The sequence below is a fragment of the Belnapia mucosa genome, from assembly GCF_016775475.1.
GTDB lineage: Bacteria > Pseudomonadota > Alphaproteobacteria > Acetobacterales > Acetobacteraceae > Belnapia > Belnapia mucosa.
In genome coordinates this window covers 217,648-240,928 of record NZ_JAEUXJ010000002.1, presented here as the reverse complement: position 1 = coordinate 240,928, position 23,281 = coordinate 217,648, and the positions used below count along the sequence as shown (strand labels likewise).

Sequence of the window (23,281 nt, the reverse complement as noted above, 5' to 3'; positions counted from 1 at the left end):
AAGGGGATCGATCCCGTGCCACGCGCGGAGGTGGTATGGAAGGGGCGCCTTGTGCCCTCTTCACCACCGCCGCGTCAAGGGGCCATGCTGGCGGAAAGGCAGATGGAGAGGAAATGCCGATGCGGCTGGCCAACAAGATCGCCCTCGTCACCGGGGCGGCATCCGGCATGGGGGCGGCGACGGCGCGCCTCCTTGCGCGCGAAGGGGCGAAGGTCGCGGTCGCCGACCTGATGGAGACCGAGGGCCGGGCAGTGGTCGGGCAGATCGAGGCGGCAGGGGGCGAGGCACGCTTCATCCGCCTCGACGTCGCCGAGGAGGCCGATTGGGAGGCAGCCCTGGCCGAGGTGACGGGGGCCTGGGGCGGGCTCGACATCCTGGTCAACAATGCCGGCATCTCCGGCAGCGCCACCAACGATCTCTATGACACCGGCCTCTGGGACCGGATCATGGCGGTGAATGCGCGGGGGACCTTCCTCGGCGTGAAGCATGGCGTGGCCGCGATGCGCCAGCGCGGCGGCGGGTCCATCGTCAACCTCTCCTCGATCTCCGGCAATGTCGGGCAGGAGAGGATTCACTGCGCCTACAATGCCTCGAAGGCGGCGGTGCGGCTGCTGACCAAATCGGTCGCGGTGCAGGAAGGCGCGGCGGGAATCCGGGTGAACACCATCCATCCCGGGCTGATGCCGCCGATGCGGACCTCGGGCGCCACCGCCGACCCGGTCTTCCGGGCCAAGATGCTCGGCCATGTGCCGCTCGGCCGCTCGGGCGAGGTGGATGAGGTGGCGCAGGCCATCCTCTTCCTCGCCTCGGACGAGGCCTCCTACGTCACCGGGGCCGAGCTGCATGTGGATGGCGGGTATTTGGCCTGCTGAGCCGTGGCCAGGAGCCGGCGGACAGCCTCCGCCGGCATCGCCTGGCCATAGAGATAGCCCTGGACGGAATCGCAGCCGAGGCCGCGCAGCAGCTCGGCCTGGGCCTCCCGCTCCACCCCCTCGGCCACGACCTCCAGGCCGAGCTCATGTGCCAGGCCGATCACCGCCCGGGTGATGGCCAGGCATTCGCGGTTGCCTTCCAGCCCGTCGGTGAAGGAGCGGTCGATCTTGAGCTGGCGGATGCCGGCGCGGCGCAGATGCGCCAGCGAGGCATGGCCGGTGCCGAAATCATCGAGGGCGATGACGATGCCGGCCGCATCCAGCCGGCGCAGCGCATCCGGCACCAGCCCGGCCCGGTCGTCGAGGATGACGGTCTCCGTCACCTCGATCTGCAGGCAGGCGGGCGGCAGCCCGTGCGCGGCGAGCCGGCCGAGCACCCGGGCCGCGAGGTCGCCGCCGGCGAAATCCGCCTGGGCGACATTGATCGCCACGCCATGCGGCCGCAGCCCCTGCCGCGTCCAGGCGGCGAGGTCGGCCGTCACCAGCTCCAGCATGCGGTCGCCGATCGCCCGGCAGGTCTCGGGATCGGCCAGCGCCTGCCAGAAGGCGGCGGGACCGAGCACCCCGCCATCGCCAGCGCGGATGCGGACCAGCGCCTCGAAGCCAGCGAGGCCGCCATCCGCCAGCCGCAGCTTCGGCTGGTAGAAGGGCAGCAGCCGGTCCTCCTCCAGCGCCTGGCGGATGCGGGCCACCGCTTCCCGCCCGCGTTGGAAGGCCTCGGCGATGGCGGGGGTATAGAAGGTGACCTGGCCGCGGCCGCTGCGCTTGCCCTCGAGCAGGGCGAGGTCGGCCTCGCGCAGCAGCGCCTCGGCACCCCCGCCGCCGGGCGCCTGGACGGTGGCGCCGATGGTGCAGGACAGGCGCAGCCGGTGCGGGCCGAGCGCCAGCGGGGTGCGGACCGCGCGCATCACCCGGGCGCCGTATTCGCACAGCCTGGCGGCATCGGTGGCGCCGGGCAGCAAGAGGGCGAATTCATCGCCGCCCATGCGCGCCGCCAGCCCCCCCTCCCCGACCAGGCCGGCGAGGCGGGCGGCGATGCTGGCCAGGGCCTGGTCGCCCAGCTCATGCCCGCCGGTATCGTTCACCTCCTTGAAGCCATCCAGGCCGAGCAGCAGCAGGCCGATCCCCGCCGGCTGCTGCGCCGCCAGGCGGCGCTTCAGCAGGGTGCGGTTGCCGAGGCCGGTCAGCGGATCGGTCTGCGCCGCGAGGCGGAGGCGCTCCATCATCTCCCATTGGGCGGTGATGTCCTGGAAGGTGCCGATCACCCGGATCGGCCGGCCCTGCCGCCACTCCAACTCGGCGAGCGCCCGGACCCGGCGGCGGCGGCCGCGGGCGGTGATGAACTCGCCCTCGAATTCGTAAGGGGTGCCATCCCGGATCGTGGCCGCGAGGGCGGCATTCAGCCGCGCCTGCTCCTCCGGCGGATAGAAGCGGCGGGCGTAATCCAGCGCGACCGGACCGTCCGGCGCCAGCTCATGGATGCGGTAGGTCTGGTCCGACCAGGCGACCAGCCCGGTATCGAGATCGAGCTCCCAGCCACCGATCTCGGCCATGCGCTCCACCTGGGAGAGCAGCCGGGTCTGCCGCCAGAGCCGGCGATCCTGCTCCTGCGCCAGGCGGCGCGTCGCCTCGGTCTGCAGCAGGGAGGCAGCGACCAGGCCGAGGCGATGGAGCGCAGCCCGCTCGTCGGGGCCGAATTGGCGTGGCCGGCGATCGATCAGGCAGAGGGCGCCGATATTCCAGCCCTCGATCGGCAAGGGGACGGCGGCATAGAAGCGGTGGCCCCCCGGCTTGGTGACCCTGGGATTGCGGGCGAAGCGCCCGTCCAGCCGCAGATCCTCGACGATCAGCGTGTCCTCGCCACCGATGGCATGGGTGCAGAAGGCCGTGTCCTTCGGCAGGGCCTCGATCGTGGTGCCATGCCGGGCGAGGAGGACGATCTGGTCGCCCTCCATCAGGGAGATGGCGGCGATCGGGCAGGCCAGGCGCTCGGCGGCCAGTTCCACCAGGGCCTGGAGGTCGGAGGGGATGGGCAGGTCCAACGGCTCGGGCGGGGACTCGGATTCGAGCCGATCCGGTTCCATCTGGGCGGGCAGGATGACGTCCATGAATAACCGGTGGTTGCAGTATTTTGTGACTAGCTTGTGTGCAAGGCCCCGGAAAGCGCAAAATTGTCTACCAAGAACAAAGCTTCCACGGTGATGCAGCGTGGTAACGCCGGCTGGGGCCGTTCGGCTTGCCAGCCTGACGGAAACACGGTCTGCTCGCTACGGGAAGGCTCGCCACACGGTCATCGAACAGGGATCGGAGACGAGAATGGTGTTCAGGACCATCGCGGCGGGGCTTTGCGCGCTCCTGCTTGCAGGACCGGCGCGGGCCCAGGACCGGGCGCTGCTGCAACTGGACTGGATCCCGACCGGCGAGCACGCCGCCTATTTCGCCGGCGCCGGGCGCGGCTTCTGGCGTGAACAGGGGATCGAGCTCTCGCTCACCCGCGGCTATGGCTCGGGCGACACCGTCAACAAGCTGGCGGCCGGCGCGGCGCAATTCGGCGTCGCCGATCTCGGCGCGGTGCTGGCGGCCCGGGCCCGGCAGAATGTCCCGGTCCGCTCCATCTCGGCGATCTACACCCATTCGCCGCATTCGCTCTTCGTGGTGAAAAGCAGCGGCATCACCAGCTTCCGCGGGCTGGAGGGCAAGCGGATCGCGGTGACGCCGGGCAACAGCCATCGCCTCTACTTTCCCGAAGTGGCGCGGCGGGCGGGGACCAATCCGGACCGCATCACCTGGGTCAATACCGATGCCTCCGCCATGGCGGCGCTGCTGATCAGCCGCCGGGTGGATGCGGCGCCCTTCTATTCGATCCACCACTACTACACCAACAAGGCAGCGGTGGCGGCGGGCGAGGAGATCGTCGTGCTGCCCTTCGTCGAGACCGGCTTCGCGATCTATGCCGCCTCGATCGCCGCGACCGACGACATGATCCAGAAGAACCCGGACCTGGTGCGGCGCTTCCTGCGCGGCTTGCAGAAAAGCCTCGAATGGTCGCGCGACAACCAGGCGGAGGCCTGCAAGCTGCACGTCCAGCGCAACCCGGAAGTGGCGCAGGATGATTGCGAAGCCTCGCTGCGGGCGGTGATGAGCTTCGTCTTCACCGACCATGCGCGGGAGACGGGGCTCGGCCGCTTCCAGCCGGAGCGGATGGCAACCACATGGCGGGTGGTGGCGGAAAGCCTGCAGCTCGATCCGAATTGGGACCCGACGGGGGCGATCAACACCAGCCTGCTGCCGTGATCCGCCTCGACCGCGTCCGCAAGAGTTTTGGTAGCGTCGAGGCGCTGCGGGATGTCTCGCTGGAGGTGGCGGCGGGGGAGTTCGTCGCCATCGTCGGCGCCTCGGGCTGCGGGAAATCGACGCTGCTGCGCTTGATCGCCGGGCTGGTCCAGCCGACGGCGGGGCATGTCGTGCTGGACGGACGCGCGGTGACCGAACCACGCGCCGAGACGGCGATGGTCTTCCAGGCGGCGACCCTGCTGCCCTGGGCCGATGTGCTGCGCAACGTCACCTTCCCGCTGCGGCTGATGCGCCGCGCGGGCGGGGATACCGAGGCGCGGGCGCGGGCGCTGCTGGCGACGGCCGGGCTCGCCGGCTTCGAGCACCGGCTGCCGCGGGAGCTTTCGGGCGGCATGCAGCAGCGCGTCGCCATCTGCCGCGCGCTGCTGCAGGACCCGCGGGTGCTGCTGATGGACGAGCCCTTCGGCGCGCTGGACGCGCTGACGCGGGAGGAGATGTCGCTCGAGCTGCTGCGCATCTGGCAGGGGCGGGAGATGGCGGTGGTCTTCGTGACGCACTCCATCCCGGAAGCGGTGCTGCTGGCCGACCGGGTGGTGGTGATGTCGCCGCGGCCGGGACGGATCGCCGAGATCATCCCGGTGGAGCTGCCGCGGCCGCGCGGCTTCGAGCAGGAGGGATCGCCGGCCTTCCAGGCCGCGGCGCAGCGCATCCGGGCGCTGATCTATGGCGGGCGGGCCTCCCATGCGGCGTAGCCTCCCCTCCCTGATTGCCGTGGCGGTGCTCTTCCTCGGCTGGGAGGCGCTCTGCCGCGGCTTCGGCATCCGCCCCTTCATCCTGCCGATGCCGAGCCTGATCCTGCATGACACGCTGGCGGCCTGGCCCAATGTGCTGGCCCATACCTGGGCGACGCTCGGGACGGTGCTGCTGGGCTTCGCGGCCTCGGTCGCGGTCTCGCTGCCGCTGGCGATGCTCATCGCCGCCTCGCCCACCATCTCGGCGGCGCTCTACCCGATCCTCGTCATCACCCAGTCGATCCCGAAGGTGGCGCTTGCCCCGATCCTGATCGTGGCGCTCGGCGCCAATGAGCTGCCGCGGGTGATCGTCACCTTCCTCGTCGCCTTCTTCCCGCTGGTGGTCGGCACCGTCGCCGGGCTGCTGGCGACGCCGCCGGAGCTGATCGAGCTCGGCCGCGCCTGCCGCGCGGGGCGGGTGCAGGAGCTGCTGCGCATCCGCCTGCCCTTCGCCGTGCCCTTCGTCTTTGGCGGCCTGAAGGTGGCGGCGGCGCTGGCCGTGGTCGGGGCGGTCGTCGCGGAATTCGTCGGCGCCGATGCCGGGCTCGGCTACCTGATCCAGACCTCGATGGCTTTCTTCCGCACGCCGCTGGCCTTCGGGGCGGTGGTGATCCTGGCCATCATGGGCATCCTGCTGTTCCAGGCGGTGACGCTCGCCGAGCGCATCCTGTTTCCATGGTCGAGCGGCGCCGCGTCGCCCCCGACCTCCAGCTAGAGGAGGGCCGCATGGCCGTCAGCGAGAAGGGGTTCCTGCTGGTTCACGGCGCGCTGCTGGCGGACCCCGCGAAGCGGCGCGGCGAGCCGACCGATGTGCTGATCGAGGATGGGATGATCCATTCCGTCGGCACCGGCCTCACGGCACCGGAAGGGACGCCGGTCTTCGATGCCTCGGGCATGCTGATGCATCCGGGGCTGATCAACTCCCATACCCATGGCCATACCGGCCTCGCCAAGGGCATGGGCGACAAATGGACGCTGGAGCTGCTGCTGGCCGCCGCGCCCTGGATCGGCGGCAGCCGGACCGTGGAGGACAAGAAGCTCACCACGCTGATCTGCGCCGCCGAGATGGTGGCGAAGGGCTGCACCGCGGCCTACGATCTCTACTACGAATTCCCCCTGCCCTCCCGCGACGGGCTGGATGCCGCCGCCGCGGCCTATGCCGAGGCGGGGATGCGGGCGGTGATCGCCCCCATGGTCGCCGACCGCACCATGTATGAGGCGATCCCCGGGCTGATGGACGCCCTGCCGGATGCGCTGCAGGCCCAGGTGGCGCGGCTGAAGCTGATGCCCTTCGAGCAGACGCTCTCCGCCATCGGCGATGTGCTGAAGCACTGGCGCTGGTCGGGGCAGGATATCCGCCCGGCCGTCGCGCCGACCATCCCGCTGCATTGCGCCGATGAGTTCATGTGCGGCTGCGCCCAGCTGGCGCGGGAGCATGGCGTCGGCCTGCATAGCCATGTCGGCGAGAGCAAGGTCCAGGCGGTGGTCGGCCGCCAGAAATATGGCAAGACGCTGGTGGCGCATCTCGATGCGCTCGGCCTGCTCGGGCCGGACTTCACCGCCGCCCATGCCGTCTGGCTGGATGATGACGACTTCAAGCGCATGGCGGACCATGGCGCCTCCATGGCGCATAACCCGGGCAGCAACATGCGGCTCGGCAATGGCATGTTCCGGCTGCGCCAGGCGATCGATGCGGGCTGCAATGTCGGCATCGGCACCGATGGGGCGAGCTGCGCCGACAACCAGAACATGTATGAGGCGATGCGCTACGCCTCCATGCTCTCCAAGGTGCAGACGCCCGATCCGCGCTTCTGGGCAACCTCCGAGGAGGTCTACAAGGCGGCGACCATCGGCTCGGCCCGGGCGCTCGGTTTCAAGGACCTTGGCCTGATCGCGCCGGGGTACAAGGCGGATATCGTCTTCCTCGATCTCGGCAGCATCAACTGGGTGCCGCATAACTGGTCCACCAACCAGATCGTCCATACCGAGGATGGCGGCGGCGTGCGGCATGTGATGACCGGCGGGCGGTTAATCTTCAAGGACGGGCGGCATACCACGCTCGACCTGGCGAAGCTCGCCCGCGAGGCGGAAGCGGCCCGCGCCCGGCTGGAGGCGCTGAATGCCGAATGGCATGAGCTCTACCTCAAGCTGGAGCCGGTGGTGGCGAGCTTCTGCCCGGCCATCGCGGCGCAGCCCTACCACCTGAAACGCTATCTCTGCGACGCGCCGGCCTGATATCCTCACCCCATCGAAACGGGAGGAACAGGGGATGGACACCCAAGCCGTCGCCGCGGAATTCGCGGCGCTGTGCAAGGCCGGGAAGTTCGAGGAGGCGGGCGAGCGCTTCTGGGCCGAGGACGTCGTGAGCATCGAGCCGATGCAGGGCGAGATGGCGGAGCTGCGCGGCAAGGCGGCGGTCCGGGGCAAGGGCGAATGGTGGTATGCCAACCACGTCATCCACGGGACCGAGACGCATGGCCCCTATGTGAACGGCAACCAATTCGCCCTGCGCTTCCATATCGACGTCACCCAGAAGGCCTCCGGCCAGCGGATGCAGATGGAGGAGGTCGCGCTCTACACCGTCCGCGATGGCAAGGTGGCGGAGGAGCGTTTCCTGGTCCGCATGGGGTGAGGCGGCTGGCACGGGATTGGCATGGTGGGGCGCGACCCTGCCGGATGCCGCCATGCCCCTGCCCCACTGTGCCCTGCCTGACTTGCCCGCCATCTTCGGCGCCGGCCGCACTGACCCCAAGCCAAGGATTGCTTTGCCCATGACCCGCATGCCGGTCGGGCGGCGCGGTGCGCTGCTCGGCGCCCTCGCCCTGCCTGCCATCGCCTTGTCCAGCCCCAGCCGCGCCCAGCCCGCCTGGCCCGAGCGGCCGATCCGCTGGATCGTCAATTTCCCGCCCGGCGGGGCGGCGGATACGCTGTCCCGCATCCTGGCCGAGCAGATCGGCCACGGCCTCGGCCAGCCGCTGGTGGTGGAGAACCGGCCGGGCGCGGGCGGGATGGTCGGCGCCGACCTGATCGCCAAGGCCCGGGGCGATGCGCATATCGTGCTGGTGTCGAGCGCCGCCTCGCATGGCATCGGGCCGGTGCTGTACTCGAACGTGCCCTATGACCCGCTTGGCGACTTCACCCATGTCGCGCTGGTCGGCACCTTCCCGAGCGTGCTGGTGGTCAATCCCGGCGTGCCGGCGCAGACGCTGGCGGAGTTCGTGGCGCTGGCGAAGGGCCGGCCGGGCGGGCTCGCCTTCGGCACCGGCGGCAATGGCACGATGAACCACCTGACCGGCGTGCTGCTGGCCCGCGCCGCGGGGGTGGAGCTGACGCATGTGCCCTATCGCGGCTCCGCCCCGGCGCTGGCCGATGCGATGGGCGGGCAGATCCCGGCGGTGATGGAGAGCCTGCCCATCGCCCTGCCGCATCTCCGCGCCGGGCGGCTGCGCGCGCTCGGCACCAGCGAGGCGGTGCGCGATGCCTCCCTGCCCGATGTGCCGAGCTTCGCCGAGGCCGGGTACCCTGCGGTGCAGAGCACCAACTGGTTCGGCTTCTCCGCCGCCGCCGGCATCCCGCCCGCGGTAACCGAGCGCTGGCAGGCGGTGCTGCAGACGGCGCTGGCGGATGAGCGGGTGCGGGAACGCTTCGCCGGTCTCGGCGTGGTGCCGGGGCGGATGGGGCCGGCGGAATACACCGGCCTCATCACAGGGGAGTTGGCACGCTGGCGGCGGGTGATCCAGGAGGCCGGAGTGAAGCCGGACTGATCAGCCTTCGGTCCCTGCTTGGTGCCCTTCCGCGGCTTTGCCGCGGAAAGCTGTGCGAGGTTCGGGAAATCGAGCGCAATCCGGGGCCCCCGCAACGCCGCGAAGCGGTCTTGCGGGGAGTTCTCAGCCGGGCTCCAGCCCCGCTTCCTTGGCGCGGGCGGTCATCTCCTCGATCTGCTGGCGGAGGAAGGCGTGGAATTCCGCCGGCGTCGTGCCGCGCGGCACATAGCCAAGGCGGCCGACCTTCTCGATGAAGCCGGGATCGGCCAGCGCCGCATTCATCGCCGCATTGGCCCGCGCCACGATCGGCGCCGGCGTGGCCGCTGGCAGCCCCATGCCGAACCAGGCGGAGACGGCATAGCCCGGCAGCAGGCTCGCCACCGGCGGGATCTCCGGCGCCAGCGAGAAGGATTGCGGCGAGGTGACGGCGAGCGCCCGCACCTTGCCCTCGCGGACCTGGGGCATGACGGCGGCGAAATCGGTGAAGGTGCTGTCGATCCGGCCGGCGATCACATCGGTCAGCGCTTCCGGCCCGCCGCGATAGGGCACCGCCGTCATCTCGACCCCGGCCATGCGCGCCAGCATCGCAGAGGCGATGCGGGCGCTGGCATTGCCGTAGCTGTAGGTCAGCGGCTGGCGCTTGGCGAGGTCGATGAAGCCGCGCAGGTCGCGCGCCGGGCTGCTGGCCGGCACCGCCAGGATATAGGCGGTATCGGCGACATAGCCGATCGGGGCGAAATCCTTGAGCGGATCGTAGGAGAGGCGCGGGACCAGATAGGTATTCAGCGCCCCGTTGGTGACGCTCAGCACGCACCAGGTGAAGCCGTCCGGGGCCGCGCGGGCGACGCTCTCGGTGCCGACGACTCCGCTGCCGCCCGGGCGGTTGTCGATGATGACCGGCTGGCCGAGCTCGCGCGACAGCGGCTCCGCCAAGTGGCGCATCAGCGTGTCGGTCACGGTGCCGGCGGGGAAGGCGATGACCATGCGGATCGGCCGGTCGGGCCAGCTCTGGGCTCGGGCGAGCGCCGGCAGCAGGGCGGGCGCAGCGAGCAGCGTCCGGCGGGCGATGGTCATCCTGTTTCCTCCGATTATTCCTTGGGGCGGGACTGAACAATGCGGGCCGGGCGCTGGCAAGGCTTGCGACGGCGGGCGCAAGGTCGCTAAGCTGCTTAGCGAAATCACGGAGCGCGCATGGCAGCCACCGTTACCCGGCCGGCCCTGATGCCCGATGGCACGGATCGGCCCTTCCGGGTCTTCGTGCATGAATTCCTCGCCTTCGCCGACCGGCTGACGGCGGTCCGGGCCGGCTTCGCGGCGCGGCTCGGCCTGCCGGGCGCCGCCTACACCACGCTGATCGCCCTGGCGCATCTGGAAGCGGGGCAGCCGGGCGTCGCGGCGCTGGCCGCGCATCTGCATGTCTCGACCGCCTTCGTCACCGCCGAGGTGGCGCGGCTGCAACGCGCCGGCTTCGTCCATAAGCGGCCGCATCCGGCGGATGGCCGGCGCGTCGTGCTCTCGGTCACGCCTGCCGGGCGGGCGGCGCTGGCGCGGCTGGCGCCGGTGCAGGCGCCGGTGAATGATGCGCTCTTCGCCGCGCTCGGAGCCGATGATTTCCGCCGCCTCGCCGCGCTGCTGCCCCGGATGGTGGCGGATGGCGATGCGGCGCTCGCCACGCTGCACGCGGAGGATGCCGCATGAGTCCGAAGACCGGCCGCGACCATCTGGAAAGCCTGCGCGACGGGCGGGCGCTGTTCTATCGCGGGGAGAGGGTGGCGGATGTCACCACCCACCCCGCCTTCCGCCAGGCGGTGGCGACGGCCGCCGGGCTTTTCGACCTGAACGCCGATCCGGCGCTGCGGGACTTGCTGACCTTCAGCAGCCCGGAGACCGGCCGCCCCGTCTCCCGCATGTGGGAATTGCCGGAAAGCCGCGACGCGCTGGTGCATCGGCGCGAGGCGCTGGAGCGCTGGGCCGAGAGCCATTGCGGCTTCCTCGGCCGCTCGCCGGACCATGTCGCCTCCTGCATCTCCGGCATGGTGATGGGGATCGAGGCCTTCGACGACCGCGCCGCCGGGGCGCTGCGGGACTACTACCGCCATGCGCGGGACAATGATCTTTATCTGACCTATGCCATCATCAACCCGCAGGCCGATCGCGGGCAGGGCGCGGCGGGGCAGGCCGAGGATCTGGTGCTGCGGCTGGTCGATCAGGACGCAGCCGGCATCACCGTGCGCGGCGCCAAGATGCTGGCGACCAGCGCCATCATGGCGAATGAGGTCTTCGTCTCCTGCATCCAGCCCTTGCAGGCGGGGGCGGACGAGCCCTTCGCGCTGTCCTTCGTCATCCCGATGAACCAGCCGGGGCTGAAGATCCTCTCGCGCAAATCCTATGAGGCGGAGGCGCCGAGCACTTTCGACAACCCGCTCGCCAGCCGCTTCGACGAGAATGACGCGGTGCTGTGGTTCGAGGATGTGCGGGTGCCCTGGGACAGGGTCTTCGTCGCCGGCGATACCGGGATGTGCGCCCGGCAATTCCATGCGACGCCGGCGCATGTCTACCAGAACTACCAGTCGCAGGTGCGGCTGATGGTGAAGCTGCGCTTCCTGGCCGGGCTCGGGCGGCGGATCGCCGAGGTGAACGGCACCCTCGGCTTCCCGCAGGTGCGGGAGACGCTCGGCCAGCTCGCGGCCGAGGTGGCGATGGTCGAGGGCATGGTCGCCGGGATGGAGGCCAAGGGCAGCTTCCACGGGCGCTACTTCATCCCCGACCGGCACCTGCTCTATGCGGCGCAGGTGCTGACGCAGCAGCTCTATGGGAAGGTGATCGGCACGTTGCGGGAGCTGTCGGGGGGCGGGATGATCATGCTGCCCTCCGGCATCGAGGATTTCGCCGATCCCGAATTGCGCGCCATCATCGGCAGGACGCAGCGCTCGCCGGCCGTGGGGCCGGAGGAGCGAGTGAAATTCTTCCGCCTGGCCTGGGATGCGGTGGGGAGCGAATTCGCCTCCCGCCATGCGCAATACGAGCTGTTCTATGCCGGCGCACCTTTCGTGCCGAAGGGACATTCCTTCCGGAGCTATGATTGGGCGCGCGCCACCGGCATGGTGGATGGCGTGCTCTCGGGCTATGGGCTGGACGGGCCGGCGCTGAAGGCGGCGGCGGAATAGGGCGAAGCCCCAAGACATAAGATGACGGCCACGGCAGGCTTCTGGACGGCAGGGGTTCGGGCGATGCGGATGGGGTTCTGGGGTGCGGGGCTGCTGGCGGCCGCACTGGCGCTGGCGGCGCCGGCGCGGGCGCAGCTCAGCGACAATGTGGTGCGGATCGGCGTGCTGAACGACCAGACCGGGCTCTTCGCCGATCTGGCGGGGCCGGGCTCAGTCGAGGCGGCGCGGATGGCGGTCGCCGATTTCGGCGGCCAGGTGCTGGGCCGGCCGATCGAGGTCGTGGCCGGCGATCATCAGAACAAGGCGGATGTCGGCACGGCGCTGGCGCGGCGCTGGTACGACCAGGACCGCATCGACGTCATCATGGACCTGCCCAATTCCGGCATCGCGCTGGCGGTGCAGCAGGTGGCGCGGGAGAAGCAGCGGCTCGTCATCTTCAGCTCCGCCGCGGTCTCCGACCTGACGGGCAAGGCCTGCTCGCCTTACGGTATTCATTGGGCCTTCGACAGCTATGCGCTGGCGACCAGCACCGGCAATGCGGTGCTGCGCCAGGGTGGCGATAGCTGGTTCTTCCTCACCGTCGATTACGCCGTGGGCCATGCCTTCGAGCGGGATACGGGGGCGGTGGTGCGCGCCAATGGGGGCCGCGTCCTCGGCAATGTGCGGCACCCGCTGAACACGGCCGATTTCTCCTCCTTCCTGCTGCAGGCCCAGGCCTCGCGGGCGAAGGTCATCGCCTTCGCCAATGCGGGCGGCGACCTGTCCAATTCCATCAAGCAGGCGGCGAGCTTCGGCCTGTTCCGCAGCATGACGCCGGTCGGCATCATGGTCTTCCTCACCGACATCCATGCGATCGGCTTGCAGGACGCGCAGGGGCTGATGCTGACCGAGAGCTTCTACTGGGACATGAACGAGGAGGCCCGCGCCTGGTCCCGCCGCTTCTTCGAGACGATGAAGCGCATGCCGACCATGCCGCAGGCCGGCATCTATACCGCGACGCTGCACTATCTCCGCGCCATCCAGGCGGCGGGCACCGACGATGCCGAGAAGGTGGCAGCGCAGATGCGCGCCATGCCGATCAATGACTTCATGACGCGGGAGGGCCGCATCCGCGAGGATGGGCGGGTGCTGCGCGACTTCACCCTGTTCCGCGTGAAGTCACCAGCCGAAAGCCGCGGCCCCTGGGACTACTACCAGACCGTCGCCACCATCCCGGCCGAGGTCGCCGCGCGGCCGCTCGCCGAGAGCGAATGCGCACTGGTGCGGCGGTGATGCGCCCCGTCCTCATCGCCGGCGCCGGGCCGGTCGGGCTGGTCGCCGCCGCCGCCCTGCACCGCCACGGCATCCCGGTGACGGTGCTGGAGGCGGAGCCGGCCCTGCCGCTCGAGCTCCGCGCCTCCACCTTCCATGCGCCGACGCTCGACATGCTGGACGATCTCGGCGCCGCCCGGGCCATGATCGCCGAGGGGCTGGTGGCGCCGAAGCTGCAGTACCGCAACCGCGACCACAGCCTGATCGCGGAATTCGACTTCGGCACCATCGCCGACCTGACGCGGCATCCCTTCCGGGTGCAGGTCGAGCAGTTCAAGCTGACCCGCATCCTGGCCGGCCTGCTCTCCGGCCGGCCGGGCTTCGCGCTGCGCTTCAACGCCAGGCTGGATACGGCCGAGGACCGTGGCGACCATGTGCGGGTGACGCTGGCCGATGGCTCCTCGGTCGAAGGCTCCTGGCTGATCGGCGCGGATGGGGCGCGCAGCGCGGTGCGGCGCGCGGCCGGGATCGAGTTCGAGGGCTTCACCTGGCCGGAGCGCTTCCTGGTCCTCTCGACGCCCTTCGAGTTCGCCGAGGCCATCCCGGGCCTGGCCGATGTCTCCTACTATGCCGATCCGGAGGAATGGTTCTTCCTGTTGCGCGTGCCCGGCCTGTGGCGGGCGATGTTCCCGGTGAAGCCCGAGGTTTCCGAGGAGGAGGTCGCCTCAGACGAGTTCGCGGCGGCGCGGATGGGGCGGATCATCGCCGGGCGCGGCGGCTATGAGATTCGCCACCGGACGCTCTACCGGGTGCATCAGCGCGTCGCTGAGACCTTCCGGCGCGGGCGCATCCTGCTGGCCGGCGATGCGGCGCATATCAACAACCCGCTCGGCGGCATGGGGCTGAATGGCGGGGTGCATGACGCGGTGAACCTCGGGGCGAAGCTGGCCGCGGTGATGCTGGAGGGCGCGGAGGAAGCGCTGCTCGACCGCTACGACCGGCAGCGGCGCGGGGTGACGGTGGAGCATGTCCAGCGCCAGACCATCGCCAACAAGCAGAACCTGGAAGCGGTGGAGCCGGAGGCCCAGGCCGCCTTCCGCGCCCGCATGGCGGAGGCCGCGGCCGATCCCGCCAAGGCGCATGCCTATCTGACCCAGATCTCCATGATCGGCAGCCTGCGCCGGGCCGAGGAGATCGCCTGATGCGACGGCGCGCACTCCTCGGCGCGGCGCTGGCGACGCTGGCCCTGGCGACGCCGACTCTGGCGCAGGAGCCCTGGCCGAGCCGGCCGCTGCGCTTCATCGTCCCCTTCCCGCCCGGCGGCGCCAGCGATTTCGTCGGCCGCGTCACCGCCGAATTCCTGACGGCCCGGCTCGGCCAGCCGGTGGTGATCGAGAATCGCGGCGGGGCGGGCGGGAATATCGGCACCGAGGCGGCGGCGCGAGCGGCCCCCGACGGCTATACCCTTGTGCTCGGCGCCATCGGCACGGTGGCGGTGAACCGCTTCCTGTTCCGCCGCTTGCCCTATGACCCGGACCGGGACCTCACCCCCATCTCGCTGCTGGCACTGGTGCCGAACCTGATGGTCGTGCCGCTCGGCCTGCCGGTTGCGACGCCTGGCGAATTCGCCGCCTGGGCGCGGGCGCAGGGAGCCGGGGTCAGCTTCGGCTCGATCGGCAACGGCACCTCGCAGCATCTGGCGGGGGTGCAGTTCAACATGCTGACCGGGACGCAGATGGTGCACGTCCCCTATCGCGACCCGGCCCAAGCCAATACCGACCTGATGGAGGGCCGGGTCCAGGTGCTGTTCCAGTCCATCTCCGGCGTCGCCCAGCTGGCGAAGACGGGGCGGATGAAGGCGCTGGCGGTCACCGGCGAGGAGCGCGTGCCCGCCTTCGCCGAGTTGCCGACCCTGCGCGAGGCGGGAATCGACGTGACCACCGTCGGCTGGTTCGGGCTGATGGCCCCGGCCGGAGTGCCGGAGCCGGTGCTCGCCCGGCTGGAGGCGGAGGCGGTGGCGGCGATGCAGGACCCGGGCGTCGCCGCCCGGGTGGCGGAGACGGGCAGCCTCGCCCGGGCGCGCGGCCGGGACCATTTCGCCCGCTTCATCGCCGAGGAGACGGGGCGGATGCGGACGATCGTCCAGGCGTCCGGCGCGGTGGCGGATTAGGCGGGCGCCCCCCGCTTCGCAGCCGGTGGGGACCCGTGCTAATCCTCGCCCTGCCGCGGGGGCGTGGCGGAATGGTAGACGCAGGGGACTCAAAATCCCCCGGCCGCAAGGCTATGCCGGTTCGAGTCCGGCCGCCCCTACCACCTCTCGGGTCATCCACACCGGCCGTCCCGCCGGCGACGCGGCGCTTGCCAAGCGCCCCGGATCGGGCCAAAGACCCCCTTCCCTGACCGTCCGTTCCGGAGAAGCCCATGGCCTCGGCGTTCGAGCGCATCGCCGACATCATCGCGGAGACGAGTGACGTCCCGCGCGAGAAGATCACGCCCGAAAGCCATGTCATCGAGGATCTCGGCATCGACAGCCTCGACTTCCTCGACATCGTCTTCGCCATCGACAAGGATTTCGGCATCAAGGTCCCGGTCGAAGCCTGGACGCAGGAAGTGAATTCCGGCGCCGCCCCGGCCGCGCAGTATTTCGTCATGGAGAACCTGGCGAAGCGGATCGAGGAGCTGGTCGCGGCGAAATCCGGCGCCGCGACCTAGCCCCAAATCCGTGCGCCTCGAATATTTCCAGATGATCGACCGCATCGAGGCGGTCGATCCCGAGAGCATCACCGCCGAGGCGGTGGTCCCCGAGGCGAGCCCGGTCTTCGAGGGGCATTTCCCCGGCCATCCGCTGGTCCCCGGCGTGCTGCTGCTGGAGACCATGGCCCAGGCCTCCGGCTACCTGCTGCTGGCCCGGCTTCTCTATACCCGCATGGCCTTCCTGATCGGCAACCGGGAGCTGAAGCTGCGCCGCTTCGTTCGCCCCGGGGAGCGGCTGAGCGTCTCGGCCAGGCTGGTTCATGAGGGATCGGGCTTCGCCGTGACCGAGGCCGCCATCACCTGCGAGGGCCGCCGCGTCTGCGAGGTGGGCGAGATGAAATTCAGCCTCCAGCCCTTCCCCGCGCCGGAACTGGAAGCGGCGATGCGCGCCCAGGCGGTGCGGATCGGCCTGCCGGCATGAGCGAGGCCGTCTGGATCACCGGCATCGGCCTCGTCTCCTCCCTCGGCGAGGGCGAGGCGCCGCATCTGGCGGCGCTGCAGGACGCGGCGTCGCGGCCGGCGGTGGATGAGGCGGGCTTCGCCCCCTTCCCCATCCACCCGCTGCCTGCCCTCGCACTCGATTCGCAGATCCCGAAGAAGGGCGACCAGCGGCAGATGGAGCCCTGGCAACGCCTCGGCACCTATGCCGCCGGGCTGGCGCTCGACCATGCCGGGGCCCGCGCCCTGGCGGCCGACATGCATCTGGTGGTGGCCGCCGGCGGCGGCGAGCGGGATGTGGCGCTGGACGAGACGATCTGCCGCGAGCTGGCCACGCTGCCGCCCGGCGAGGCGGGCCCGCTGCTGAACGGGCGGCTGGCCAATGGGCTGCGGCCGACCCTCTTCCTCGCCCAGCTCTCCAACCTGCTGGCCGGCAATATCTCCATCGTCCATGGCGTCACCGGCTCCTCCCGCACCTTCATGGGCGAGGAATCGGCCGGGGCCGATGCGGTGCGGATCGCCGCCGCGCGGCTGGCCGAGGGCCGGGGCGAGACGGCGCTGGTCGGCGGCGCCTATGTCGCCGGGCGCTGGGACATGCTGCTGCTCTTCGGGACCTCCGGCGCGCTGTGGCGCGACGGCTGGGTGCCGCTGGCCGAACGTGGGCCGGGCGGGGTGGTGATGGGCAGCGCCGGCGCCTTCCTGGTGCTGGAGACGGCGCGCCACGCCCGGGCACGCGGGGCGCGGGGGCTGGCGAAGCTCTCGGCCATCCGCACCGGCACGGCCCGGCGGCGGAGCGACGACACGGCACGCGCCGAGGCCGGCCGGCTGGCCGAGGGCCTGCCGCTGCGGCCGGGCTATGCGGTCTTTTCCGGCGCCAGCGGCGCCAGCGATCCGCTGGCGGAGGAGGCCGCCTTCCTGGCCGACCTCGCCGCCGCCGGGCCGGCACCGGGACCAGTGCGGCACACCACCGATCTTCTCGGCCATGCGGTGGAGGCAACCTTCCCGGCCAATCTGGCGCTGGCCGCCCTGGCGTTGCGGGCCGGCCTCGTGCCGCAGGCGCTGGTGACCGGCTTCGGCCTCTGGCGGGGCGAGGCGCTGGCGCTGCTGGAACCCATCGCCGAGGAGGCTGGGGCATGAGCGCGACACGTGACCATCTGGGACGCCACCTCGTCGCCGTCACCGGCATGGGGCTGGTGACGCCGCTCGGCCTGGGCGTGGCGGAGAGCTGGGCGGGGCTGCTGGCCGGCCGGTCCGGCATCCGCCGCATCACCCGCTTCCCGACCGAGCATCTGAAGACCTCCATCGCCGGCCAGGTGGCGCTGCCCGAGGAGGCCGGGCGCCCGCCCCTCTCCTCGCCCGAACGGGTGGAGCGCATGGCCGCGCTGGCGGCGGCGGAGGCCGTGGCGCAGTCCGGCATTGATGCGCGCTTCCCCGGCCCGCTCTTCCTCGGCATGCCGCCGGTGGAGGTGGAATGGCCGCAGCGGCTGGAACTGGCGCGGCAGACCGCCGGCGAGGCAGCCGGGCGCTACACCGCGATGATCGCCGCTGCCGAGGGCCGGCGCGACCTGTTCGAGACCTTCCTCTTCGGCGGGATCGGGGAGCGTCTGGCGGACCGGTTCGGCACGGAGGGCGCGCCGGTTTCGGTCAGCACCGCCTGTGCCACCGGCGCCTCCGCCATCCAGCTCGGGGTCGAGGCGATCCAGCGCGGCGAGGCGGCGGCGGCGCTCTGCATCGGCGCCGAGGGCAGCGTGGCGCCGGAGGCGATGATCCGCTTCTCCCTGCTCTCGGCCCTGTCCACCCGGAACGAGGAGCCGGAGCGTGCCTCCCGCCCCTTCGAGAAGACCCGTGAGGGCTTCGTGATGAGCGAGGGCGCCGCGGCGCTGGTGCTGGAAAGCCTGGAATCGGCCCGGGCACGGGGCGCGGAGGTGCTGGGCCTGGTGCTCGGCGCCGGGGAACGGGCGGACAGCTTCCACCGCACCCGCAGCAACCCGGATGGCGGGGCGATCATCGGCGCGATGCGCGCCGCCATCGCCGATGCCGGGCTGGAGCCGGGGCAGATCGACTATGTCAACGCCCATGGCACGGGCACGCCGGAGAACGACAAGATGGAGACGCTCGGCATGCGCGCCGTCTTCGGCGAGGCGCCACCGCCGATCTCCTCGAACAAGTCGATGATCGGGCACACGCTTTCGGCCGCCGGGGCGATCGAGGCTGTGGTCAGCCTGCTGACCATCCGCGACGGCATCCTGCCGCCGACGATCAACCACGAGACGCCCGATCCCGCCATCCCGCTGGATGTGGTGCCGAATGCGGCGCGGCCGGCGCGGGTCGCGCGGGTGCTGTCCAACAGCTTCGGCTTCGGCGGGCAGAATGTGTGCCTGGTGCTGGGAGCGGCGCCGTGAGCGGTCCGATGGTCGTAGCGCCGAAAGCGCGGAGGGCTGACTCGGCCCGCGCGCCGGAGGCGCACCAAGCATGAGGGCGCTGCAGCTTTTCGGCGACCGCGACACGCGGCTGGTCGATGTGCCGCCGCCCCCGCCGCCCGGGCCGGGCGAGGTGCAGCTGCGCATGCTCGCCGTCGGGCTGAACCATATCGATGTCTGGGGCTGGCGCGGCATGGCCTTCGCCAAGCGCAACCTGCCGCTGACGGTGGGCGCCGAGGCGGTGGGCGAGGTCGTGGCCATCGGCGAGGGCGTCACCGGCTGGCGCATCGGCCAGCGCGCCGTGCCCTATGGCGCGCAGACCTGCGGCCAGTGCCGCGCCTGCCGCGAGGGCCGCGACAATCTCTGCGAGAATGTCTCCGGGGTGAAGGGCTTCCACCTCGACGGTTTCGCGCAGGAGCTGGCGAACCAGCAGGCGCGGCTCTGCGTGCCGGTGCCCGAGGGCATCGCGGTCGAGGACGCCGCCTGCGCCGCCATCACCTTCTCGACCGTCGAGCACATGCTGTTCGACAATGCGAAGCTGGAACCGGGCGAGACCATCCTGGTGCAGGCCGCCGGATCGGGCATCGGCACCGTCGCGGTGAAGATGGCGAAGGCGATCGGCTGCACCGTGATCGCGACCGCCGGCTCGGATGAGAAATGCGAGCGCGTCCGGGCACTCGGCGCCGACCATGTGGTGAATTACACCACCGACCGGTTCGAGAGCGTGGCGCGCAAGGTCACCAAGAAGCGCGGCGTCGATGTGGTGTTCGAGCATGTCGGCGCCACGACCTGGGCCGGCTCGATGCTGTCGCTGAAGATGGGCGGGCGGCTGGTGACCTGCGGCAGCACTTCCGGCGTCTCGGCCGAGACCAATCTGATGATGCTGTTCCAGCGGCAGCTCCGCCTGATCGGCAGCTTCGGCGCCTCGATGCGGAATGTCGCCGACGGGCTCGGCAAGATGGCGGGCGGCTTGCTGCCGGTGCTCGACACCGTCGCGCCGCTCGAGGGCTTCGCCGATGCGCTGGCGCGGCTGGAGACGCGGCGGGTCTTCGGCAAGATCGTCGTCACCCTCTGAGGATGCGGGACAGGGCCGTCGCGGCGCTGGTCCGGCTGCTCTTCGCGCTGGTCGGCGCGTTGGGGCCGGATCGGGCCGGGGCGATCGGCGCGGCCGTGGCGCGGCGGTTTGGCCCCTTCGTCAAGGCGCATCGCATCGCCCTCGCCAATGTCGCCGCCGCCTTCCCGGAACTGCCGCCCGCCGAGCACGCCCGGATCGTCGGCGAGGCCTGGGAGAATCTCGGCCGGACTGCGGCGGAATACGTCCATCTCGACCGGATCTGGGATTTCGACCTGGACCGGCCGGCGGCGGGCCAGCGGATCGAGATCGCGCCGGAGGTGGTGGAGCGCTTCCTGGCCCTGCGCGAGGACGGCAAGCCGGCGCTGTTCTTCGCCGCCCATCTGGCGAATTGGGAATTGCCGGCGGTGGCCGCGGCGAAGCACGGGCTGCCTTCCGCCGTGCTCTACCGCACGCCGAACAATGCCGCGGTGGCACACGATATCCGCCGGCTGCGCGAGGGCATCATGGGCCGGCTGATCGCCGCCGACGTCGCCGCCCCGATCCGCATGATGGAAGCGCTGGACGAGGGGCTGCATGTCGGCATGCTGATCGACCAGCGCTTCAGCCGCGGGCCGCGCGTGCCCTTCCTCGGCCGTCCCGCCTATTCCAACCCGCTGCTGGCGCGCCTCGCCCGCCGCTTCGACTGCCCGGTGCATGGGGCGCGCGCCATCCGCCTGCCAGGCGGGCGCTTCCGGCTGGAACTGACCGAGGCGGTGGAACTGCCGCGCGACGAGCGGGGCCGGGTGGATGTGGATGCGGCGACGGCACTGCTGAACCGCATCGTCGAGGGCTGGGTGAGGGAGCATCCGGGGCAATGGCTCTGGATGCATCGGCGCTGGCGGTAGGGTATCAGGCTGTTGGCTCTTCGTCACCGAAGGCCGCGAGGAAGGCCGCGGGCCGTAGGATCGGGATGCCGCGCCAGGGATGCAGGACCAGCAGATCCTCATCGCCTGAGATGATGGCGCCGGCCCCGGCTGCCAGGGCCAATTCCAGGTAGCGATCGTCCTTGGCATCGCGGCATTCCGCCACCCGCTCGGTTGGCTCGACCCAGAGCGCCGCGGCGCTCAAGAGTTCCAGGATGTCCCGACGCCGCTCCCCGGTCAGGATGCGGGCGAATTTCGGCCGCGCCAGAACCTCGGCGATCTCGTCATGGACGGCCGCCGACAAGGCGATGACGCCCTGCGCCCGGGCCAGGGCGATGGCACGGCGGGGCAGACCGGCGGGATTGAGCGCGGCCGAGACCACCGTATTCGCATCGAAGACGCAGGGTTTCAGTCCCGCCGCTCCGCATTATAGGCGGCGAGTTCGGCCTCGATCTCGGCCTCGGTCAGTCCGGCCTCACGGGCCTCGGCTGCGGTCAGCTCCAGCAGGGCGATGAGCGGATCATCGGCGCCGGGATGCACCAAGCGATCCACCAGCCGCCCGACCGCCTCGCGCCGGCGGGCATCCGAGAGGGCGGCGGCGGTGGCCGGCTGGACGGGAAGCTCGATCTTCGACAACTGGCTCATGGCCGGGCTCCGGTCGGGCTGGGCAGCATAGCAGGTCAACGCCCCAGCCGATCCATGGGCAGCAACAACTCCACCGTCAGCCCCGGTTCCGCCCAGTGGAACTGCGCCGAGCCGCTGAGCTGGCCACTGCTCTGGGTCACCAGGCGGTGGCCGAAGCCGGTGCGGCCGGGCTGGTGAGTCGCCGGGCCGTCGCGTTCCTGCCAGAGCAGGCGCAGCATATTGCCCTCGGCGGCGTCCTGCACCGACCAGGAGAGCGTCACCTGTCCGGCCTCGCGCGACAGCGCGCCGTATTTGGCGGCATTGGTCGCCAGCTCATGCAGCGCGAGCGCGAGCGGCGGGGCGGCGGTCGGGCCCAACCGCACCGGCGGGCCGGAGAGCAGCACCCGCTCCACTCGCCCCGGCGCGGCGAGGCTGCCGGGGCGGAAGGGCTTCATCAGGGCCGTCGCCAGGGCCTGCACCGCCGTGCCCCCCTCCTCCATCGCCAGCGCCCCGCCGAGCGCCGGCCGCACCAGGTCATGCGCCTGGGCCAGCGCCTGGATGCGGCCGAGCAGCATGGTGTGCATGGAATCAGGCGAAGCCGCGCCGCGGGCCGTATAGGTGACGAGGCCGGCGATGACGGCGAAGAGATTCTTCACTCGGTGATCCAGCTCGCGCAGCAGCAGTTCCCGCGCGCGCTCGGAACGGCGGCGCTCCGTCACCTCCTCGCAGACGATGCCGATGCCGGTCACCTCGTCGGTCTCGGGGTCGCGTAGCGGGTAGAGCTGCGCGATCCAGTCGCGCTGCACGCCGGGGGCCCGGGCGGTCTCGCCGCTGATCTCGGCGCCGCGGATGGTCTCGCCGGTTTCCGCCACCCGGCGCAGCAGCGGCTCGGCCGCGGCGCGGATATCGGGAAGCAGCTCCCAGAAGCGACGCCCGAGATGCGCCTCGATCGGGAAGCCGTTGATATCGGCCAAGGCTTCGTTGATGCGGACGAAGCGCAGCTCCGTATCCATCTGGGCCAGGCCGAGCGGGGCGGTGCGGTAGAGGGATTCGAGGTCGGTCAGGCGCCGCCGTGCCTCCCGTTCGGAGGCGGCGCGGGCGGCCGCGGCCTGGCGCTGCTCGGTCAGGTCGAAATGGGTGCCGGCGACGGCGCGGACACGGCCCTGGGCATCCCGTCCGACCGCCTGGCCCCGGGCGCGGATCCAGACCCAATGGCCAGCCGCATGGCGCATGCGGAATTCCGCCTCGTAGCGGTCGGTGCGGCCCTTCAGCATCGGCGCCAGCCGCGCCTGGGTCGGGGGCAGGTCATTCGGATGCACCAGCGCCTCCCAGGCCGAGAGCGGCAACGGCCCCTCCGGCGGGGGCAAGCCGAGCATGGCGGCCCAGCGGGGCGTGACCTCCAGGCAGTTGGTCCCCGCATCCCAATGCCAGGCGCCGAGATCGGCCCCGGCCAGCGCCACCTCCAGCCGCTGCTTGGCGATGGCAAGCGCTTCCTCCGCCTGGCGGCGGCGGATGACGGGCACCAGGCCAAGGGTCAGCACCGGCCGGCCGGCCAGGGTGATGCGGCGGCAGCGCACCAGCACCGCCTCGGGCGGGAGGCCCTGGCGGGGCAGCCGGGCGTCGAAGATCTCGGCCCGCAGCTCGGCCTCCACCGCGGTGAGGCGTCGCGCCAGATCCGGCGCCTCCCGCAGCGCATGCGCCCAGGCCTCGACCACCGCTTCTTCCGGGCAGCCGAACAGGAGGGCGGCTTCACGGTTCCCCGCCAGGGCCGTGGCGCTGCCGGGGGCGAGCAGCAGGGCGGCGACCGGGGCCGCATCCAGCACCGCGGCGGCCATGGCCGCGAAGTCGTGCTCGCCCGCCGGCATCAGG

Annotated in this window: 23 protein-coding genes and 1 tRNA gene; 19 read left to right on the top strand and 5 right to left on the bottom strand. The window is 71.2% G+C overall.

What is annotated here, in order from left to right; genetic code table 11:
* Nucleotides 1–119 precede the first annotated feature (119 nt).
* Nucleotides 120–872, top strand: a complete 753-nt coding sequence (locus JMJ55_RS05795) for an SDR family NAD(P)-dependent oxidoreductase (protein WP_328702573.1) — start codon at nucleotides 120–122, stop codon at nucleotides 870–872.
* On the opposite strand, the gene JMJ55_RS05790 is transcribed toward JMJ55_RS05795, so the two are convergent.
* Nucleotides 821–3,040 (bottom strand): putative bifunctional diguanylate cyclase/phosphodiesterase, encoded by a 2,220-nt coding sequence (locus JMJ55_RS05790; RefSeq protein ID WP_202824563.1) that lies wholly within the window; start codon nucleotides 3,038–3,040, stop codon nucleotides 821–823. The two genes, JMJ55_RS05795 and JMJ55_RS05790, sit on opposite strands and share 52 nt — an antisense overlap.
* Nucleotides 3,041–3,248: 208 nt before the next feature.
* Here JMJ55_RS05790 and JMJ55_RS05785 point away from each other — a divergent pair, with 208 nt between their 5' ends.
* The 6 genes from JMJ55_RS05785 (at nucleotide 3,249) to JMJ55_RS05760 (ending at nucleotide 8,781) form a co-directional block, all read left to right on the top strand.
* Nucleotides 3,249–4,226 (top strand): ABC transporter substrate-binding protein, encoded by a 978-nt coding sequence (locus JMJ55_RS05785; RefSeq protein WP_202824562.1) that lies wholly within the window; start codon nucleotides 3,249–3,251, stop codon nucleotides 4,224–4,226.
* Complete coding sequence (locus tag JMJ55_RS05780) at nucleotides 4,223–4,978, top strand: ABC transporter ATP-binding protein (RefSeq protein ID WP_202824561.1); 756 nt, start codon at nucleotides 4,223–4,225, stop codon at nucleotides 4,976–4,978. Before JMJ55_RS05785 ends, JMJ55_RS05780 begins: the two co-directional genes overlap by 4 nt.
* Nucleotides 4,968–5,732, top strand: coding sequence for an ABC transporter permease (locus JMJ55_RS05775; protein WP_202824560.1), 765 nt, complete (start codon nucleotides 4,968–4,970; stop codon nucleotides 5,730–5,732). Before JMJ55_RS05780 ends, JMJ55_RS05775 begins: the two co-directional genes overlap by 11 nt.
* Nucleotides 5,733–5,743: 11 nt before the next feature.
* Nucleotides 5,744–7,252, top strand: coding sequence for an amidohydrolase family protein (locus JMJ55_RS05770; RefSeq protein WP_202824559.1), 1,509 nt, complete (start codon nucleotides 5,744–5,746; stop codon nucleotides 7,250–7,252).
* Between the two features lie 34 nt (nucleotides 7,253–7,286).
* Nucleotides 7,287–7,649 (top strand): nuclear transport factor 2 family protein, encoded by a 363-nt coding sequence (locus JMJ55_RS05765; RefSeq protein ID WP_202824558.1) that lies wholly within the window; start codon nucleotides 7,287–7,289, stop codon nucleotides 7,647–7,649.
* A 139-nt stretch (nucleotides 7,650–7,788) separates the two neighbouring features.
* Nucleotides 7,789–8,781 (top strand): Bug family tripartite tricarboxylate transporter substrate binding protein, encoded by a 993-nt coding sequence (locus JMJ55_RS05760; protein ID WP_202824557.1) that lies wholly within the window; start codon nucleotides 7,789–7,791, stop codon nucleotides 8,779–8,781.
* 123 nt (nucleotides 8,782–8,904) lie between these two features.
* Here the strand turns inward: JMJ55_RS05760 and JMJ55_RS05755 are convergent, their stop codons facing one another.
* Nucleotides 8,905–9,855, bottom strand: coding sequence for a Bug family tripartite tricarboxylate transporter substrate binding protein (locus JMJ55_RS05755; RefSeq protein WP_202824556.1), 951 nt, complete (start codon nucleotides 9,853–9,855; stop codon nucleotides 8,905–8,907).
* Nucleotides 9,856–9,972: 117 nt separating this feature from the next.
* Here JMJ55_RS05755 and JMJ55_RS05750 point away from each other — a divergent pair, with 117 nt between their 5' ends.
* From JMJ55_RS05750 to JMJ55_RS05695, 12 genes are all read left to right on the top strand, one after another.
* Complete coding sequence (locus JMJ55_RS05750; protein WP_202824555.1) at nucleotides 9,973–10,479, top strand: MarR family winged helix-turn-helix transcriptional regulator; 507 nt, start codon at nucleotides 9,973–9,975, stop codon at nucleotides 10,477–10,479.
* On the top strand, nucleotides 10,476–11,948 hold the full coding sequence (locus tag JMJ55_RS05745) for a 4-hydroxyphenylacetate 3-hydroxylase family protein (RefSeq protein WP_202824554.1): 1,473 nt from the start codon (nucleotides 10,476–10,478) through the stop codon (nucleotides 11,946–11,948). Before JMJ55_RS05750 ends, JMJ55_RS05745 begins: the two co-directional genes overlap by 4 nt.
* A 21-nt stretch (nucleotides 11,949–11,969) precedes the next feature.
* Nucleotides 11,970–13,220, top strand: coding sequence for an ABC transporter substrate-binding protein (locus JMJ55_RS05740; RefSeq protein ID WP_236033444.1), 1,251 nt, complete (start codon nucleotides 11,970–11,972; stop codon nucleotides 13,218–13,220).
* Nucleotides 13,220–14,401, top strand: a complete 1,182-nt coding sequence (locus JMJ55_RS05735; RefSeq protein WP_202824553.1) for an FAD-dependent oxidoreductase — start codon at nucleotides 13,220–13,222, stop codon at nucleotides 14,399–14,401. The genes JMJ55_RS05740 and JMJ55_RS05735 overlap by 1 nt, the downstream gene beginning before the upstream one ends.
* Nucleotides 14,401–15,369, top strand: a complete 969-nt coding sequence (locus JMJ55_RS05730; protein ID WP_202824552.1) for a Bug family tripartite tricarboxylate transporter substrate binding protein — start codon at nucleotides 14,401–14,403, stop codon at nucleotides 15,367–15,369. Before JMJ55_RS05735 ends, JMJ55_RS05730 begins: the two co-directional genes overlap by 1 nt.
* A gap of 57 nt (nucleotides 15,370–15,426) precedes the next feature.
* Nucleotides 15,427–15,512: transfer RNA gene (locus JMJ55_RS05725), tRNA-Leu, on the top strand.
* 108 nt (nucleotides 15,513–15,620) lie between these two features.
* A complete protein-coding gene (locus tag JMJ55_RS05720) occupies nucleotides 15,621–15,911 on the top strand; it encodes an acyl carrier protein (protein ID WP_202824551.1) in 291 nt (96 codons plus the stop codon).
* Nucleotides 15,912–15,942: 31 nt separating this feature from the next.
* Nucleotides 15,943–16,374 (top strand): 3-hydroxyacyl-ACP dehydratase FabZ family protein, encoded by a 432-nt coding sequence (locus tag JMJ55_RS05715; protein ID WP_236033443.1) that lies wholly within the window; start codon nucleotides 15,943–15,945, stop codon nucleotides 16,372–16,374.
* On the top strand, nucleotides 16,371–17,528 hold the full coding sequence (locus JMJ55_RS05710) for a beta-ketoacyl-ACP synthase (RefSeq protein WP_202824549.1): 1,158 nt from the start codon (nucleotides 16,371–16,373) through the stop codon (nucleotides 17,526–17,528). The genes JMJ55_RS05715 and JMJ55_RS05710 overlap by 4 nt, the downstream gene beginning before the upstream one ends.
* Nucleotides 17,525–18,793: a beta-ketoacyl-ACP synthase gene (locus tag JMJ55_RS05705; RefSeq protein WP_202824548.1), complete on the top strand. Its 1,269-nt coding sequence runs from the start codon at nucleotides 17,525–17,527 to the stop codon at nucleotides 18,791–18,793. Before JMJ55_RS05710 ends, JMJ55_RS05705 begins: the two co-directional genes overlap by 4 nt.
* A 70-nt stretch (nucleotides 18,794–18,863) precedes the next feature.
* Nucleotides 18,864–19,886 (top strand): zinc-binding dehydrogenase, encoded by a 1,023-nt coding sequence (locus JMJ55_RS05700; protein ID WP_202824547.1) that lies wholly within the window; start codon nucleotides 18,864–18,866, stop codon nucleotides 19,884–19,886.
* A gap of 2 nt (nucleotides 19,887–19,888) precedes the next feature.
* Nucleotides 19,889–20,770, top strand: coding sequence for a lipid A biosynthesis lauroyl acyltransferase (locus tag JMJ55_RS05695; RefSeq protein ID WP_202824546.1), 882 nt, complete (start codon nucleotides 19,889–19,891; stop codon nucleotides 20,768–20,770).
* A gap of 4 nt (nucleotides 20,771–20,774) precedes the next feature.
* On the opposite strand, the gene JMJ55_RS05690 is transcribed toward JMJ55_RS05695, so the two are convergent.
* The 3 genes from JMJ55_RS05690 to JMJ55_RS05680 are packed head-to-tail and all read right to left on the bottom strand — an operon-like array spanning nucleotide 20,775 to nucleotide 23,277.
* Nucleotides 20,775–21,200 (bottom strand): putative toxin-antitoxin system toxin component, PIN family, encoded by a 426-nt coding sequence (locus tag JMJ55_RS05690; RefSeq protein WP_268885262.1) that lies wholly within the window; start codon nucleotides 21,198–21,200, stop codon nucleotides 20,775–20,777.
* Nucleotides 21,197–21,433, bottom strand: a complete 237-nt coding sequence (locus JMJ55_RS05685; protein ID WP_202824544.1) for a hypothetical protein — start codon at nucleotides 21,431–21,433, stop codon at nucleotides 21,197–21,199. Before JMJ55_RS05685 ends, JMJ55_RS05690 begins: the two co-directional genes overlap by 4 nt.
* A gap of 35 nt (nucleotides 21,434–21,468) precedes the next feature.
* Nucleotides 21,469–23,277, bottom strand: a complete 1,809-nt coding sequence (locus tag JMJ55_RS05680) for a sensor histidine kinase (protein ID WP_202824543.1) — start codon at nucleotides 23,275–23,277, stop codon at nucleotides 21,469–21,471.
* Nucleotides 23,278–23,281: the final 4 nt, after the last annotated feature.

What these genes read in the sequence shown, in the direction of transcription:
- JMJ55_RS05795 (WP_328702573.1), top strand. Translation starts at nt 120, where the DNA reads ATGCGGCTGGCCAACAAGATCGCCCTCGTCACCGGGGCGGCATCCGGC.
- JMJ55_RS05790 (WP_202824563.1), bottom strand. Translation starts at nt 3,040, where the DNA reads ATGGACGTCATCCTGCCCGCCCAGATGGAACCGGATCGGCTCGAATCC.
- JMJ55_RS05785 (WP_202824562.1), top strand. Translation starts at nt 3,249, where the DNA reads ATGGTGTTCAGGACCATCGCGGCGGGGCTTTGCGCGCTCCTGCTTGCA.
- JMJ55_RS05775 (WP_202824560.1), top strand. Translation starts at nt 4,968, where the DNA reads ATGCGGCGTAGCCTCCCCTCCCTGATTGCCGTGGCGGTGCTCTTCCTC.
- JMJ55_RS05770 (WP_202824559.1), top strand. Translation starts at nt 5,744, where the DNA reads ATGGCCGTCAGCGAGAAGGGGTTCCTGCTGGTTCACGGCGCGCTGCTG.
- JMJ55_RS05765 (WP_202824558.1), top strand. Translation starts at nt 7,287, where the DNA reads ATGGACACCCAAGCCGTCGCCGCGGAATTCGCGGCGCTGTGCAAGGCC.
- JMJ55_RS05760 (WP_202824557.1), top strand. Translation starts at nt 7,789, where the DNA reads ATGACCCGCATGCCGGTCGGGCGGCGCGGTGCGCTGCTCGGCGCCCTC.
- JMJ55_RS05755 (WP_202824556.1), bottom strand. Translation starts at nt 9,855, where the DNA reads ATGACCATCGCCCGCCGGACGCTGCTCGCTGCGCCCGCCCTGCTGCCG.
- JMJ55_RS05750 (WP_202824555.1), top strand. Translation starts at nt 9,973, where the DNA reads ATGGCAGCCACCGTTACCCGGCCGGCCCTGATGCCCGATGGCACGGAT.
- JMJ55_RS05745 (WP_202824554.1), top strand. Translation starts at nt 10,476, where the DNA reads ATGAGTCCGAAGACCGGCCGCGACCATCTGGAAAGCCTGCGCGACGGG.
- JMJ55_RS05740 (WP_236033444.1), top strand. Translation starts at nt 11,970, where the DNA reads ATGACGGCCACGGCAGGCTTCTGGACGGCAGGGGTTCGGGCGATGCGG.
- JMJ55_RS05735 (WP_202824553.1), top strand. Translation starts at nt 13,220, where the DNA reads ATGCGCCCCGTCCTCATCGCCGGCGCCGGGCCGGTCGGGCTGGTCGCC.
- JMJ55_RS05730 (WP_202824552.1), top strand. Translation starts at nt 14,401, where the DNA reads ATGCGACGGCGCGCACTCCTCGGCGCGGCGCTGGCGACGCTGGCCCTG.
- JMJ55_RS05720 (WP_202824551.1), top strand. Translation starts at nt 15,621, where the DNA reads ATGGCCTCGGCGTTCGAGCGCATCGCCGACATCATCGCGGAGACGAGT.
- JMJ55_RS05715 (WP_236033443.1), top strand. Translation starts at nt 15,943, where the DNA reads ATGATCGACCGCATCGAGGCGGTCGATCCCGAGAGCATCACCGCCGAG.
- JMJ55_RS05710 (WP_202824549.1), top strand. Translation starts at nt 16,371, where the DNA reads ATGAGCGAGGCCGTCTGGATCACCGGCATCGGCCTCGTCTCCTCCCTC.
- JMJ55_RS05705 (WP_202824548.1), top strand. Translation starts at nt 17,525, where the DNA reads ATGAGCGCGACACGTGACCATCTGGGACGCCACCTCGTCGCCGTCACC.
- JMJ55_RS05700 (WP_202824547.1), top strand. Translation starts at nt 18,864, where the DNA reads ATGAGGGCGCTGCAGCTTTTCGGCGACCGCGACACGCGGCTGGTCGAT.
- JMJ55_RS05695 (WP_202824546.1), top strand. Translation starts at nt 19,889, where the DNA reads ATGCGGGACAGGGCCGTCGCGGCGCTGGTCCGGCTGCTCTTCGCGCTG.
- JMJ55_RS05685 (WP_202824544.1), bottom strand. Translation starts at nt 21,433, where the DNA reads ATGAGCCAGTTGTCGAAGATCGAGCTTCCCGTCCAGCCGGCCACCGCC.
- JMJ55_RS05680 (WP_202824543.1), bottom strand. Translation starts at nt 23,277, where the DNA reads ATGCCGGCGGGCGAGCACGACTTCGCGGCCATGGCCGCCGCGGTGCTG.